Source organism: Serinicoccus chungangensis, from assembly GCF_001483745.1.
In the GTDB taxonomy this organism is placed as follows: domain Bacteria; phylum Actinomycetota; class Actinomycetes; order Actinomycetales; family Dermatophilaceae; genus Ornithinicoccus; species Ornithinicoccus chungangensis_A.
Genome location: NZ_LQBL01000029.1, coordinates 86,615 through 101,370, shown reverse-complemented (window position 1 = coordinate 101,370; position 14,756 = coordinate 86,615). Strand labels below are relative to the sequence as shown.

12 protein-coding genes are annotated in these 14,756 nt (G+C 73.3%); 2 read left to right on the top strand and 10 right to left on the bottom strand.

Annotated features, from left to right (window positions below):
- A complete protein-coding gene (locus AVL62_RS12070) occupies positions 1-1,809 on the bottom strand; it encodes a peptidoglycan-binding protein (RefSeq protein ID WP_235585691.1) in 1,809 nt (602 codons plus the stop codon).
- Positions 1,810-2,254: 445 nt separating this feature from the next.
- On the opposite strand from AVL62_RS12070, the gene AVL62_RS12065 reads away from it, so the two are divergent.
- Complete coding sequence (locus AVL62_RS12065; protein ID WP_058891909.1) at positions 2,255-4,921, top strand: cell wall-binding repeat-containing protein; 2,667 nt, start codon at positions 2,255-2,257, stop codon at positions 4,919-4,921.
- 251 nt (positions 4,922-5,172) lie between these two features.
- Positions 5,173-6,051, top strand: coding sequence for a MerR family transcriptional regulator (locus AVL62_RS12060; RefSeq protein WP_058891908.1), 879 nt, complete (start codon positions 5,173-5,175; stop codon positions 6,049-6,051).
- A 9-nt stretch (positions 6,052-6,060) separates the two neighbouring features.
- On the opposite strand, the gene AVL62_RS12055 is transcribed toward AVL62_RS12060, so the two are convergent.
- From AVL62_RS12055 to AVL62_RS12015, 9 genes are all read right to left on the bottom strand, one after another.
- Positions 6,061-6,984 carry an ABC transporter substrate-binding protein gene (locus tag AVL62_RS12055; RefSeq protein ID WP_058891907.1) on the bottom strand — a complete coding sequence of 308 codons (924 nt, stop codon included), beginning with the start codon at positions 6,982-6,984 and terminating at the stop codon, positions 6,061-6,063.
- Positions 6,985-7,087: 103 nt separating this feature from the next.
- A complete protein-coding gene (locus AVL62_RS12050) occupies positions 7,088-7,777 on the bottom strand; it encodes an ABC transporter permease (protein WP_058891943.1) in 690 nt (229 codons plus the stop codon).
- Positions 7,774-8,415: an ABC transporter permease gene (locus AVL62_RS12045; protein ID WP_058891906.1), complete on the bottom strand. Its 642-nt coding sequence runs from the start codon at positions 8,413-8,415 to the stop codon at positions 7,774-7,776. The genes AVL62_RS12050 and AVL62_RS12045 overlap by 4 nt, the downstream gene beginning before the upstream one ends.
- Positions 8,412-9,491, bottom strand: coding sequence for an ABC transporter ATP-binding protein (locus AVL62_RS12040; protein WP_153011776.1), 1,080 nt, complete (start codon positions 9,489-9,491; stop codon positions 8,412-8,414). The genes AVL62_RS12045 and AVL62_RS12040 overlap by 4 nt, the downstream gene beginning before the upstream one ends.
- 89 nt (positions 9,492-9,580) lie before the next feature.
- On the bottom strand, positions 9,581-10,525 hold the full coding sequence (locus AVL62_RS12035) for an NAD(P)H-binding protein (protein WP_058891904.1): 945 nt from the start codon (positions 10,523-10,525) through the stop codon (positions 9,581-9,583).
- A gap of 4 nt (positions 10,526-10,529) precedes the next feature.
- Positions 10,530-11,252 carry a CPBP family intramembrane glutamic endopeptidase gene (locus tag AVL62_RS12030; RefSeq protein ID WP_058891903.1) on the bottom strand — a complete coding sequence of 241 codons (723 nt, stop codon included), beginning with the start codon at positions 11,250-11,252 and terminating at the stop codon, positions 10,530-10,532.
- 356 nt (positions 11,253-11,608) lie between these two features.
- A complete protein-coding gene (locus AVL62_RS18060) occupies positions 11,609-12,886 on the bottom strand; it encodes an SAM-dependent methyltransferase (RefSeq protein WP_058891902.1) in 1,278 nt (425 codons plus the stop codon).
- Positions 12,883-13,638: a DUF1365 domain-containing protein gene (locus tag AVL62_RS12020; protein WP_058891901.1), complete on the bottom strand. Its 756-nt coding sequence runs from the start codon at positions 13,636-13,638 to the stop codon at positions 12,883-12,885. Before AVL62_RS12020 ends, AVL62_RS18060 begins: the two co-directional genes overlap by 4 nt.
- Positions 13,635-14,741 carry an NAD(P)/FAD-dependent oxidoreductase gene (locus tag AVL62_RS12015; RefSeq protein ID WP_235585684.1) on the bottom strand — a complete coding sequence of 369 codons (1,107 nt, stop codon included), beginning with the start codon at positions 14,739-14,741 and terminating at the stop codon, positions 13,635-13,637. Before AVL62_RS12015 ends, AVL62_RS12020 begins: the two co-directional genes overlap by 4 nt.
- Between the last annotated feature and the right edge of the window lie 15 nt (positions 14,742-14,756).

Genomic DNA, 14,756 nt, shown 5'->3' with positions numbered 1-14,756 from the left:
TCAACGGCCGGCGTCCTCGACGGCCGCCTCGTGCCGCTCCCGGGCGCGCTGCCGCTCCAGCTCGGCCTCACGCTCCTGACGCTTCTCCTCCTGGCGCTCCTTCTCCTTCGCGGCCTCCTCGCGGGCGCGCTGCGCCTCCAGGCCGGGGGCACCCGCCACGCGCTCGGCGTCGATGGCCGCCGCCTCGACCGCGACCCAGGTGGGGCCGTCGACCTCGCCGGTCGCCTCGAGCCCAGCGTCCTCCTGGACCTCGCGGACGGCCTGCGCGGTCAGCGGGCCGAAGCTGCCGTCGGCCTCGACACCGAGCAGCTCCTGGAGCACGGCCACCGCGCCGCCGGCGTAGGGGCTGTCGTCACGACCCTCGACCGCGGCGCGGGCGGCGAGCTCGCCGTCCGGGTCCGCGCCGATGTCGCGGCTGCCCTCGGCGAGCTCGACGTCGCGCAGCGCCATGGTCGGGTGCGCCGCCCGCTCGAGGTAGACCCAGGTCAGCGGGGTCACCACGGCGGGCTCGTCACCCCGCCGCTCGGCCTGCTCGGCGAGCACCGGGACGGTCTGCTCCCACTCCGCCAGCGCCTCGGCGGTCTTCGGCCCGAAGTCCCCGTCGGGCTCGGCGCCCAGGGCCTCCTGGAGCACCGTGACGGCCTTGCCCTGGTCGCCCTGGGTCACGGTGGTGCGCCGGTAGGGGGTGAACTGCGAGACCTGCCAGTCCTCGGGGGTGACCGAGAGCGCCGAGGCCGGGACCTCGTCCAGGTCCCACCCCTGGGCCGCGGCGTAGGTCAGGGCGTCCGCGACGCCGGTCGCCGGCAGCTCGTGCTCGGTCTGCCACTCGACGAGGGCGGTGCGGGTGGGCGCGTCCAGGACCCCGGTGGGCTCGATGCCGAGGACGGTCTGCAGCATCGACACCCCCGGCCCCGACTCACCGGGACGCACCCGCGCGAGGTCGCTCGCGGGGGCGGCCACGGCCGGGTCGGCGCACGGCTCGAACCGGGGGAAGGTGTGCAGCGCGGCGTACTCCCGCGTGACGGTGTCGCACGGCCCGAGGTCGGGCCGGGTCACCGCGACACCGGTCCACCAGGAGGTCCGCATCATCGCGCCGTCCCAGGTGAAGGACAGGTGCACGTGGTCGGTGTGCGGGCTGGGGCCGACGTAGTGCCGCCACTCGTTGTCGTCCTTCATGAAGACGAGGCCGTTCCAGATGATGTACTCGATGCCGAAGCGGCGCATCATCTCGCCGTCGTCCTCGGTCAGCCAGGCCACGGCGGCGTCCCCGATCCGACGCTCGTGCGGGTCGAAGGCGTCCAGCTGCCAGTCCAGGGCACGGCCGTCGTGGTGCTGGCTCATGTAGTCGATGCACGGGCGCGCACCGGTCCACCCCGGGCGGCCGTAGTGCTCGGTGAGGAGGAGCGCGAAGGCGATGACGCCCGGACGGTCCTCGGGGTCGCAGGACAGCTGGTTCTGGTATGCCGTGTCCTCGTCGACCTCGACCGGCAGGTCGTCGTTCTGCGGGGGCCCGGGGACGGGATAGGCGGGGTCCTCCGGCAACTGCACGAAGCTCGCCGGCCCGGCGGGCGACCCGCTGTGCGAGTACCCCCCGCCGCCCGGGGCGGGGGCGGTCGGGGCGCCGGTGCCCTGGGTGCCGTCCCCCGAGGCGCCGTCGGCGGGCGGGTCGGCGTCACCGGTGTGGTCGTGCCCGTCGCCCGCACCCCCGGTGCGCTCCGCGCCCGCGGCGACCGGGGCGGCGGGATCGGTGCTCGTCTCCTCGTCGGCGACCGCCACCGAGCAGGAGAGCGCGAGCGCCCCGGTCAGCATCGTCGTCACGAGCAGGCGGACCCCACCCCGACGTCGTCCCCCTGTGCCTGCCATCGACCTCTGACCCCTGACCTGTCTCGTGGACGCCGCGGCGACCTGACGTGTGCATGACGAGCGCCGACCACCACCTCGGTGGGGCGGTCCGGCGCTGCCGTCAGCCTACGTGGCCCGCGCCGCCCGCGGTACCCCTCACCAGCCCTTCTTTACCAAGTCGTCATCCGCGCGCCCCCAGAGTCCTCACTGACCACACCATTCCCTTGCGCACCACGGGTGCACCCCGCGAGCCTTCTCGGGTTCACCAGACCGTGACCTTCTCGTCGGGTGCGGGCGGGCGACGATGGGCTACGTTGCTTCCGGCGGGTTCGCCGAGGAACCTGCGACGGACACCCTCATGAGGAGAACACCACGCATGTCCCCCCAAACCCCTTCCGCACGTCGTGGCCTCGTGGCCGTCGGCGCAGCGGTCGCCCTCGTCGGTGGCGGTGCCGCCGCCGCGACGAGCGCGCCCAGCCTGCCCGCGGCCCCGGAGATCGATGACCCCACCCAGGTGCACCGCATCGCGGGCGCCGACCGCTACGAGACCGCCGCCGAGATCGCCCGTGCCTTCCCCGAGGAGGCGACGGGCACCGTGGTCATCGCCTCCGGGCAGTCCTTCCCGGACGCGCTCAGCGCGCAGATGCCGTCGGGCTCCGCCGGCGCCGCCGGCGGGATGTCCCGCCCGGACAACGCCGAGGCCGCCGGCCTGCCGGTGCCGATGCTGCTGACCAAGCAGGACACCCTGCCCGAGGCGACCGCCGAGGCGCTGAGCGACCTGGCGCCGAGCCAGATCATCGTCGTCGGCGGCACCGTGGCCGTCTCCGACGAGGTCGAGACCCAGCTCGAGGGCTTCGGCGCCGAGGTGGTGCGCGTCTCGGGCGAGAACCGGTACGACACCTCCGCCGAGATCGCCGCGCTCTTCCCCAGCGGCCTCCCGGTCCTCTACCTCGCGACCGGCACCGACTTCCCGGACGCCCTCACCGGTGGGGCGCGCGCCGGGCGTGACGGCGCCCCCCTGCTGCTCACCGACCCGGACGAGCTGCGCGCCAGCACGGCCGAGGCGATCGCCGCGCTGCAGCCCCAGTCGGTCGTCGTGCTCGGGGGGTCCGGCGCCGTCTCCGACGACGTCGTGGAGGCGGTCACGGCCCTGGTGCCCGACACGACCCGGGTCTTCGGCGCCAACCGCTACGAGACCGCCGTCGCCCTGGCCTCCTCCTACGAGTTCGACTCGGTGTCCTACCTCGCCAGCGGGCAGGACTACCCGGACGCCCTCACCGGTGGGGCGCTGGCCGCCTACTACGGCGGTCCGCTCCTGCTGAGCCGCGCCACCGAGGTGCCCGCACCCACGGTCGGCGCGCTCGACCGGATCTCCCCCCAGGGCATGGTGCTCTTCGGCGGCGAGGGAGCCCTCTCCGACGCGGGGGTGGCGACGCCCCTCGAGACGTGGCTGCCCGTCTGGGTCGACGAGCTCGTCGTGCAGATGCTCTCGTTCAACGACTACCACGGACACATCGAGGAGGAGGACGGGACGCTCGACGAGGAGCAGGACCCCGACCAGAACCTCGTCGGCGGTGCGGTCAACCTCAGCTCGACGCTGGACGCGCTGCGGACCCGGTCCTTCGAGGACCAGACGCTGACGGTGGCGGCGGGCGACCTCATCGGCGGGTCGACGTTCGTGTCCGGTCTCTTCCAGGACGAGCCGTCGGTCGAGACCCTGGAGGTCGCGGGCCTGGACATCTCCGGCGTCGGCAACCACGAGTTCGACGAGGGCGTGGACGAGCTCCTGCGGATGCAGGAGGGCGGCTGCCACCCCGAGCGGGGCTGCTTCGGTGACGAGCCCTACGACGGGGCCGACTTCCAGTGGCTCGCGGCCAACGTCGTGGACAAGGAGACGGGCGAGTCCATCCTGCCCGCGACCGAGGTCCGCACCGTCGACGGCGTGGACGTCGGCTTCATCGGCATGACCCTCGAGGAGACCCCGACGCTGGTCAGCCCCGGCGGGGTCGCGAGCGTCGACTTCCTCGACGAGGTCGAGACCGCCAACGCCCAGGCCGCGCAGCTGCGGGAGCAGGGCGTCGAGTCGATCGTCGTGCTGCTGCACGAGGGCGGCTACCAGACCGGCACCTACGACCAGTGCGAGGGCATCTCCGGGCCGGTCGTCGAGATCGCCGAGAACCTCGACCCGGCCATCGACGCCGTGGTCACCGGTCACACCCACCAGCCCTACGTCTGCTCCATCCCGGACCCGGCCGGTGCCGACCGCCTGGTGACCAGCGCCAACCAGTACGGCCGCGTGGTCACCGAGACCGCGCTCACCATCTCCCGCAGCTCCGGCGACGTGACCCGCGACCGGGCCTACGCCGACAACCACCTGGTGCTGCAGTCCATCGCGGACGACCCGGAGATGGCCGAGGTCGTCGACACGTGGGTCGCCCGGGCCGAGGTCCTGGCGGGCGAGGTCGTCGGCACCGTCGCCGAGGACATCACCGGTGACGCCGGTGGCGACCGCGGCATCGAGACCCCGATGGCCAACCTGGTCGCCGACTCGATCCTCGCCGGCACCGACGGCGACGACGAGGGCGGGGCGCAGATCTCCTTCATGAATGTCGGCGGGGTGCGCGCGAGCCTGCTCGTCGACCAGATCAGCAACGACGAGGAGGCGGGCGAGGTCACCTACCAGGAGGCCTACAACGTCATGCCGTTCGGCAACATCATCGTCTCGATCGACATGACGGGTGAGCAGATCAAGGCCGTGCTCGAGCAGCAGTACGTCCCCGACCGTGGCCGCCAGTACCTCGCGCTGGGCGTCTCGGAGGGCTTCACCTACACCTGGGACGACAGCCAGCCCGAGGGCGGCAAGGTGAGCGACATGGCGCTGGACGGCGTCGCGCTGGAGATGGACGAGACCTACCGGGTCTCCACCCTGAACTTCCTCCAGCAGGGCGGCGACAGCTTCACCGCGTTCACCGAGGGCACCGACCTCGTCGGCGGCCCCGAGGACCTGGCCAACCTGGTCGACTACCTCCGGGCCAACCCGGACCTCACCGCTCCGGAGAGCCGCGTCGACGGTCTCTGAGCACCACGGTCCCGCGGCGCCGGACGCCGCGGGACCCACCCGCCGCTGACCTGACGGTCCGTCGGAAGGACCACCGAGGGCCGCCACCCATCCCGGGTGGCGGCCCTCGGTGCGTTCGTCGGGGCCTCACGGCCGCCCTCCCGGTCCTGAACGGCGACGACCTGACCGCGACGGCCCCCACGCGGTACAGTCAGCCTACGTTGTTCAATGATCGTCACACTTTTGTCCTAGATGGAGAGGCGGCCGCGACCATGGGGCAGGCGCGCTACACGGTCAAGCAGGTGGCCGATCTCACCGGGGTCGCCCCCGCCACCCTCCGCGCCTGGGAGCGCCGGTACGCCGTGGTCGAGCCGCAGCGCAGCAGCTCGCGCTACCGGCTCTACGACGACACCGACATCCGGCGGCTGAGCCGCATGGCCGAGCTGGTGCGCGGGGGCAGCCCGGCCTCCCTGGCCGCGACGCAGGTGCAGGAGGAGACCTCCGAGCCGACGAGCAACGGTGAGTTCCGCCCCGGTGAGGGCCCACCCGTCGCCGACCTCATCCTGGCCGCCCAGCGCTACGACCAGACCCTGCTGACCGCGGTGCTCGACCGGGCCATGGCGCGGACGTCCTTCGAGCACGCGCTCGAGGGGTGGCTCATGCCCGCCCTCACCGAGCTGGGGCACGCCTGGGAGCGCGGTGAGGTGGACGTGGCCAGCGAGCACTTCGTCTCGGCCGCGGTCCACCGGCGGCTGTCGGCCGCCTTCGACGCGGCCGGGCTCAACGAGGGCGCCCCGGTGACGCTGGTCGGACTGCCCCCCGGGGCGCTGCACCAGCTCGGCGCGCTGGCCTTCGCCGTCTGCCTGCGTCGTCAGGGCATCGACGTGCGGTTCCTCGGCGCGGACGTCCCGGTCGCCAGCTGGGACCACTCGGTGCGGACCCTCGGCCCGGCGGGTGTCGTCGTCTCGGTGCCGATGCCGCAGGACGCGGAGCCGGCGGGCGAGCTCATCGAGCGGCTGACCCAGGCCCACCCCGGCCTCCCGGTGTGGGTCGGCGGCCACGGCAGCTCCACCCACCCCTTCGGGCGCACGCTGCCGCCCTCGGCCGTGGAGGCCGCGCGCGCCGTGTCGCGCGACCTCCTGCGGCGGTGACGGGAGCGCTCAGAGGTTCCCGTCGACGAACTCCCGGGCCACCTCGGCCGGGTCCTGGCCCTCGGTCTGCACCTGCACCATCATCGAGGTGAGGTTCTCGGTGTTCAGCGCGGCCGACACCTCGTTGAGGGTCTCCTCGATGGTCGGGTTGACCGCGTCGGCACGCAGGAGGGGCACGATGTTCTGGGCCGCGAAGAGCGACTCGGGGTCCTCGAGGACGACGAAGCCGTTCTCCTCGACCGCGGGGTTGGTGGTGAAGATGTTGGCGACGTCCACCTGACCGTTGGCCAGCGACTGCACGGTGAGGTTGGCGCCGGCCGCCAGCGAGCGGAAGCTGCCGAACTCCAGGCCGTAGACCTCCTGGAGGCCGTCGACGCCGTTCGGTCGGGTCTCGAACTCCGGCGGGCCCCCGAGGGTCATGTCCCCGGCGTGCTCGGACAGGTCGCCGATCGTGGTGAGCCCCAGCTCCTCGGCCGTCTCCCCGGTGACGACCAGGGAGTCCTTGTTCTCCGCCTCGCTGATCTCCAGGACCTGCAGGTCGTCCGGCAGGTTCTCCTGCAGGTCGGCGAGCACGTCCTCGGAGGAGGTGGCGGTGATCTCGGGGTTGAGGTAGGTGGCGAGACCACCGGAGTACTCCGGCAGCGCGTCGATCGACCCGTCCTGGATGCCGGCGATGTAGGCCTCACGGCTGCCGATGTTGAGCTGGGTGTCGACGTCGACCCCGGCGTCGGAGAGGGCGGCCGCGTAGATCTCCGCGAGCAGCTCGTTCTCCGGGAAGTTCGCCGACCCGATGGTGATGCTGCCGGCGCCGGCGTCCTCGCTGCCACCGGCGTCGGAGTCACCGCCGGTGTCCATGGGGTCGCTGCCGCCGCCGCAGGCGGCCAGGCCGAGGGTCGCGCTCAGGGCAAGGGTGATGACTGCGGTGCGTCGCATGAGGGGTGTCCTCCCGATCGGGTTGGGTTGTCTGGTCGAACGTCGGGTCCGGGTGGGGTATGCCGGGTGCTGGGTCACGATGTGGTCACGGGATCGGGGCGCCTCAGTGCTCCTTGGCGACGACGAGCCCGGGCGAGACGACGACGCGCTGGACGCCGGCCATGACCAGGTCGACGAGCAGCGCGAGTAGGGCGACGACGATGGCGCCGCCGGCCATGACCTCGTACTGGCGGGAGGCCTGACCGTCGATGAGGTAGCGGCCCAGCCCGCCGATCCCCACGATGGCCGCGATGGTCGCCGTGGCGATGATCTGCAGCATGGCCGAGCGCAGCCCGGAGATGAGCAGGGGCAGGGCGGCCGGGAACTCCACCTGCCACAGGATCTGGGCCTCGGTCATCCCGACGCCGCGGGCGGCGTCCCGGGCGGCCGGGTCGACGGCCTCGACCCCGGCATACGTGCCGGACAGCACCGGGGGGACGGCCAGGAGCACCAGCACGAGGACGACCGGCAGCTCGAAGGCCAGGTTGCCGCTCAGCCGCGGCAGGAGCAGCAGGGTGGCCACGAAGAGGACGCCGAGCGAGGGGATGGCGCGGAACGCGCCGGCCAGGTTGATCGCCAGCCACCGACCACGGCCCGTGTGGCCGATGAACAGGCCCACGGGCACGGCGACGAGCGCCGCCAGGACCAGCGCCACGACGGAGATCCGCAGGTGGGTGAGGCTCTGGGCGATGATCCCGCCGGGGCCGGTCCAGGTGGCGGGGTCGACGAGCCACTGCCAGGTGAGCGAGATCATCGGGCCACCCCCGCCCGCAGCCACGGCGTGAGCACCCGGGAGAGCAGCGCGATCCCGGCGTCCAGGACGAGCGCCAGCGCGACGCACGCGGCGATGCCGACGACGATCGGCCCCATGTCGTTGCGGTTGAAGCCCTCGGTGAACAGCTGCCCCAGCTGGCTCACCCCGATGAGCGCGGCCACCGAGACGATGGAGACGTTGCTCACCGCGGCCACGCGCAGGCCCGCGGTGATGACCGGGACGGCCAGCGGCAGGTCCACCACGAGGGTGCGGCGCAGCTCGCCGTAGCCCATGGCCGTGGCCGCCTGGCGGGTCGCCCCGGGCACCGAGCCCAGGCCGTCGGCCACCGTGCGGGTGAGCAGCGCGACCGAGTAGAGGGTCATCGCCACCAGGACGTTGGCGTCGTCCAGCACCCGGGTGCCCAGCACCAGCGGCAGCAGGATGAACAGCGCCAGCGAGGGGATGGTGTAGAGCAGCCCGGTGCCTGCGATCATCGGCGGGGCCAGCCAGCGGTACCGCGTCGCCAGCCACCCGAGGGGCAGGCTGATGAGCAGCCCCACCAGCAGCGGCACGCCGGCGAGGTAGAGGTGGCGCAGGAGGAGGTCGCCGACAGTGGACCAGGCGACGCCCCCGATCACGCGGCGCTCCCGCCCTGGGCCCTGATCGCCTCCAGCACGCGCTCGGGCACCACGGTCCCGACCACCCGGCCGTCCTCGACCACGACCCCCCGGCCGGAGGGCGCCGAGAGCGCGGCGTCGAGGAACACCCGGGCGGAGTCGCCGACCTCGGCGAGCGACCCCATACGGTGCAGCTCCTCCTCGCGCACCGCGCCGCCCGGACCGGACCGACGGTCGACCCACCCGAGCGGCTGCCCGTCCTCGTCGGCGACGAGGACCCAGCCGCGCCCGGCCGCGACGTCCTCGCCCAGAGCGACGGTCTCCTCCGGGTCGGACTCGACCTGCGTGGTGGTGAACCCCAGCTTGCGGTAGCCGCGGTCCTTGCCGACGAAGCTGGCCACGAAGTCGTCGGCGGGCTCGGTGAGCAGCTCCCCGGGGCTGGCGAGCTGGGCGAGGTGACCGCCCTGGCGCATGACCGCGACGTGGTCGCCCAGGCTGATGGCCTCGTCGATGTCGTGGGTGACGAGCACGACGGTGATGCCGAGCTCGCGCTGCAGTCGTCGCACCTCGTTCTGGAGGTCGGTGCGCACCAGGGGGTCGACCGCGCTGAAGGGCTCGTCCATGAGCACCACCTCGGGGTCGCTGGCGAGCGCGCGGGCGACACCGACGCGCTGCTGCTGCCCCCCGGAGAGCTGGGCCGGGTAGCGCGAGGCCTGGTCGGCGGTGAGGCCGACCTTCTCGATGGCCTCCATCGCGGCCGTGCGGGCACGGCCCTTGTCCCACCCGATGAGGGTGGGCACCGTCATGACGTTGGCCAGCACGGTGCGGTGCGGGAAGAGCCCCGCGTGCTGGATGACGTAGCCGATGGACCGGCGCAAGCGGGCGGGCTTCCGGTCGGCGACGTCCTCGTCGTTGATGAGGATCCGCCCCTCGGTCGGCTCCACCATGCGGTTGATCATCCGCAGGCTCGTCGTCTTGCCGCAGCCCGACGGCCCGACGAAGACGGTGATGCCGCCCCGGGGGACCTCCAGACTGAGGTCGTCCACGGCCGTGGTGCCGTCGGGATACCTCTTGGTCACGCTCTCGAAGCGGATCATCACCCAGACCCTACGGGGTGAGCCCGACACCGGCACCCCAGGCGGTCCCCGGGAGGGTGGGCGGGCGCGGGAGGCGCTGCCGGCACGGGCTAGCGGGTGCCGACGGCGGACCGCACGGCGTCGCGGTAGGGCGTCGGCCCCCCGGGCGGGGCACCCACCATCTCGCGCAGGTCGTCCTCCTGGCAGACGACCTCGTGGACCAGCGAGCCGACCAGCGGCTTGGCCACCCCCGCGTCGACGGGCGTCACGAGGCCGACCCAGTGACTGGCGAGCCACGGGGTCAGCACGGGCAGGGTGACGATCATCCGGTGCCGCAGGCCGGTCTCCTCGGCGAAGCCCTGCATCATCGCCTTGTAGGTCAGCACGTCCGGGCCACCGATGTCGAAGGTCCGGTTGACCTCCGGCGGCAGGTCCGCGGCCGCGACGAGGTAGTGCAGCACGTCGTCGATCCCCACCGGCTGGATCCGGTTCTTCAACCACTTCGGCGCGACCATGACCGGGAGCCGCTTGGTGAGGTGGCGCAGCATCTCGAAGCTCGCCGACCCCGAGCCGATGACCGTCGCGGCCTGCAGCACCGCGGTCGGCACCCCGCAGGCCATGAGGATCTCGCCGACCTCCACCCGGGAGGCCAGGTGCTTGGACAGCTTGCCCTGCGGGTGCAGACCGGAGAGGTAGACGATGCGGCCCACCCCGGCCTCGCGGGCCGCGCGACCGAACTCGCGGGCCAGCCGTCGGTCCCGCTCGACGAAGTCCCCCGAGCCGTCCATCGAGTGGATGAAGTAGTAGGCGAGGTCGGCACCGATCAGCGCCGACGCCAGGTCGGCCGGCTCGTTGGCGTCCCCCTCGGCGACCTCGACGCGGTCGGCCCACTCCTCGGGCAGCTTGTCGGCCGACCGGGTGAGGGCACGGACCGTGTACCCGGCGTCCAGCAGGCGCGGGACGAGGAGCCCACCGACGTAACCGGTGGCGCCCGTGACCAGGGCCACGCGGGCGTCGCCGGCGGGGGTGGGGGTGTCGGAGGGGGAGGAGGTCATGGTGTCAGCTCACGATCGACAGGAGAGGGGGCAGGATGAGGAGCATGCCGGAGGACCAGGTGATGTGCGTGATGGCCGGGCCGAGGATCCCACCGGTGACCCGGCGCTGCAGCCCGCACACGAGCCCCAGGCACACGGCGGCGAAGACGAGCAGCGGCACGCCGGCCACGACGGTCGTCAGGGCGTAGATCGCCGTGCTGAGGATAACGGTCCAGCGCTCGGGGATGGCGGCGTAGAGCGCCCCGCGGAAGAAGATCTCCTCGGCGATGCCGTTCATGACCGTGATGACGAGCACGAGCGGGACCGAGGCGAAGCGGACGTGGTCCAGCAGCTCGTTGACCGGGCCGAGCAGGAACGGCACCTGGGCGATGAGGAGGGCACCGGCGGTGAAGACGGCGAGGAGCAGCACGCCGAGGGCGAGGGACTGCACGACCGGGCGCGCGTAGGACTCCCCCCGACGGGTGTGGCCGCGCCCGAGGTAGAGGCGACCCGAGGCGAAGGCGCCGACGACCCATGTGGCGGCGAGGGCGGTGCTGCCCAGGTAGAAGAGCGGGTTGCCGGGCTCCAGGCGCAGGGACCACCACAGCAGGGCCGTGCCGACGAGCAACGTCAGGCCGGCCACCACCTGGCGGCGCACCCGGACGGCCGGCGGGTCACGGTGGTCCCGGGGCACCTTGGTCACCAGGGCTGCACGGAGGAAGGCGCGCAGCTCGGTGACGGGGTTCACGCTTGCCCACCCTGCCGTACCTGGCACCGGTCCGCCTCTCGAAGCCTGTCGTCCCTCCTGTCACAAACATGCTACAGCCGGGCCGAGGCGGGCGCCTTCCGGACGCGCACAGGACGCCAGGGCGGCAGAACCACGCGGCTGAACATGTGACAAACCCTTGACAACAGCGGGCCTTCGGCGTCATCCTGGTGGTGGTGACGCCGTGTCCGTCTCCGTCGAGAGCGGGTGCGGAAACCCCCTCCGGGCTGTGCACGGGACAGCGGCCGGTACGGGTGGCGGGAAACACTCGTACCGTCCGCCGTCGCGTGCACAGCCCACTTCCGTGTGGGATCGCGCCTCTGGTGCAGGCCGGCCCGTCAGCCCGCCGCCACCGGGCCCCGCACGGGGCGAGCGAGGACCACCTGGCCCACGTCGATGGTTCCGGCCGTGAACCCGGCCTGGCAGTAGGCGAGGTAGAACTCCCAGATGCGCCGGAACCGCTCGTCGAAGCCGAGCTCGGCGATACGCGGCCAGGCCTGCCCGAAGCCGGTCCGCCAGCGGCGCAGCGTCTCCGCGTAGTGCTGACCGAACACGTGCGCCTCGCGCAGCCGGAGCGAGGTGTGCCGGGTGCACGTCCGCTCCATCGCGTCGAGGCTGGGCAGCGCGCCGCCGGGGAAGACGTACTTCTGGATCCAGCCGTAGGTGTTGCGGGTCGACAGGTAGCGGTCGTGCGGGAGGGTGATCGCCTGGACCACCGCCGTCCCTCCCGGGGCAAGCCGGGCGTCGATGGTCCCGAAGTAGGTCGGCCAGAACTCCTCCCCCACCGCCTCGACCATCTCCACCGACACCACGGCGTCGAACTCGCCCTCCACCTCGCGGTAGTCCTGGACCCGCACCTCGACCCGGTCCGCCAGCCCGGCCTCGGCCACCCGCTTCTCGGCCCAGGCCGCCTGCTCGCCCGAGAGGGTGATCGTGCGCACCTGCGCCCCCCGCTGGGCCGCCCGGACGGCCAGCGTGCCCCACCCCGTCCCGATCTCCAGCAGCCGGCTCCCCTCCTGGACCCCCGCCCGGTCCAGGGCCGCGTCGACCTTGCGCAGCTGCGCGTCCTCGAGCGTCTGGGCGTGCCAGGGGGCGTCCTCGTCGAAGAGCGCGCAGGAGTAGGTCATCGACTCGTCCAGGAACGCCGCGAACATCTCGTTGGACAGGTCGTAGTGCGCCTCGATGTTGCGGCGCGACCCGTCCAGGGTGTTGCGGGTGGACCGGGGCAGCGCCTGGTCGGCCAGGTGTCGCAGGGCCCGCAGGGGGCGGGGCAGGCCGTCACCCAGCCGCTGCGCGAAGGGGAGCAGGACCGCGGCGAGGTCGTGGCCGGGGGCCGGGCTCCAGTCGCCCTCGGTGTAGCCCTCCCCCACCGCCACCTTGTGCGAGGCGCCGAGGCGGGCGTAGAAGCACTCCGGTTCGTGCAGGACGACGACCGGCCGGCCCTCGGGCCCGGCGGCCCGGTCGGTCCCGCCGGCGGAGCGGCGGCGCTCGTCCGCCTCGTCGACGAGCTCCACCTCGACCCGGCGCAGCACCTGCTCCATGACCCGTCGGGCGGCGGCCGCGCGGGCCCGGGCCACGGGGTCGGTGCGGACGGGGATGGGGGCTGGGCCGGTCATCGGACGGCCTCCTTCGGGTGCGTGAGGCGGTCGTGGAGGGGCAGCCGGCGCCACAGGCGCAGCCCGTGCAGCCGGATGAGGAGGGTGACGACCTGCGGCATGAGCAGGTGTCGGCGGACCACGCGGGCCACCGCCCGGGGGGTCGCCGGGCGGGGCGTGCCGTCGGTCACCGCGGTGATGACCCGCTCGCCCTCGCGCTCGAGGCCGACGCCCACGACGACGCGCCCGGGGGTCAGCCGCAGGGACACGGCATACCGCCCCCGGGTGTCGTTGAAGGGCGAGACGTAGAACTCCTTGTCCATGCTGCCGCGGCCGGCCTCGTCGAGGTCCAGCAGGTAGCCGTGCCGCTCGCCGTAGGTGTTGTGGACCTCGAGGACGACCGTCCGCAGGCGCCCGTCGGCGGTGCGGACCCAGAACACGGTGAGCGGGTCGAAGACGTAGCCCAGCACCCGGGCGTTGGCGAGCATGAGCACCTGGTCGTCGGGCGCGAGCGGCACCCCGCGCCGCGCGCAGAACCGCTGCAGGTCGCCGCGCAGCCCGCCGCCCAGCCGGCCGCCGTCGAGGTGGTCGGCCGCGGAGAACCCGCTGACCAGACGCCGCCACCCGCGGTGGGCAGGAAGGTCGTCGATGTCGACGAGCCACTGGTAGGCGCGGTAGCGGAAGGCGTGGTGCACCGGCCGGTGCCGGGTGTGCGCCACGGTGCCGACGACCAGGGCGGGCACCGCCGGGGGATCCAGGACGGCGCTGCTCATGCCACCCCGCCGAGCGCCAGCTCGCCCTCCAACGCTCGCGCGGCCTGCAGGCCCGAGCGCGCGCCGTCCTCGTGGAAGCCCCAGCCCAGGTGCGCGCCGGCGAAGGCCAGCCTCGGCCCGCCCGCCTCGCGCAGTCGCGCCGCGGCCCCGATGGCCTCGTGCGTGAACACCGGATGAGCGTACTCCCGCTCCACGAGCACCCGGGCCGGGTCCACCCGCCCGACGTGGTTGAGGGTGACGACGTAGTCGTCGGGGACGTCGGGGCCCAGCCGGTGCAGGGTGTTCATCCAGTAGCTCACGAGCACCCGGTCCTCGCGGGCCTCGCACCCCGTGAGCCGGTAGTTCCACGCCGCCCGGGCCCGACGGGCCGTCGGCAGCACCCCCGGGTCGGTGTGCAGGACGGTCGGGTTGAGCGAGTAGCGGATGGACCCGAGGTCGGCACGCTCCGCCTCGGTCGCGTCGTCGAGCACGCGCAGGGCGACGTCCGCGTGCGTCGCGAGGACCACCCGGTCGACGGTCTCGGTGGCCGGCGCGGCACCACCGGTGCTCACCTCGACCCGGTCCGCGTGCCGGCGCACCGCCGTCACGGGGACGCCCGTGCGCACCGTCGCCCCGGCCGCGAGCAGCGCCTCCCGGATGCGCTCGACGTAGATCCGGCTGCCGCCGACGACCGTGCGCCACGTCGGCGACCCACCCACGGTGAGCAGACCGTGGTGGTCCAGGAACTCGAAGAGGTGGTGGGCGGGGTAGGCCGCGGCGTCCTCGTGCCCGGAGGACCAGACGCAGGAGATGAGCGGGATGGCGTAGTGCTGCACGAAGTAGGGGTCGAAGCGACCCCGCTCGAGGAAGCCGCCCCAGGTGATCGGTGCGGCCTCGCCACGGCGGGACGCCGCGAGCTCGTCGAGCGCGGCCCGATGGAAGCGGGGCACCTCGCGCAGCAGCCGCCGGTAGCGACGGTCCAGCACACGGGTCGGCTGCGCCAGCAGCCCGCCGAGACCCTTGGCGCCGGCGAACGACAGCCCGCACCCGTCGCAGGTGACCGACATGGACATCTCGGTCTCCTGCGTGGGGATGTCGAGCTCGTCGAAGATGCGCCGCAGCACGGGGTAGGTCCGGTC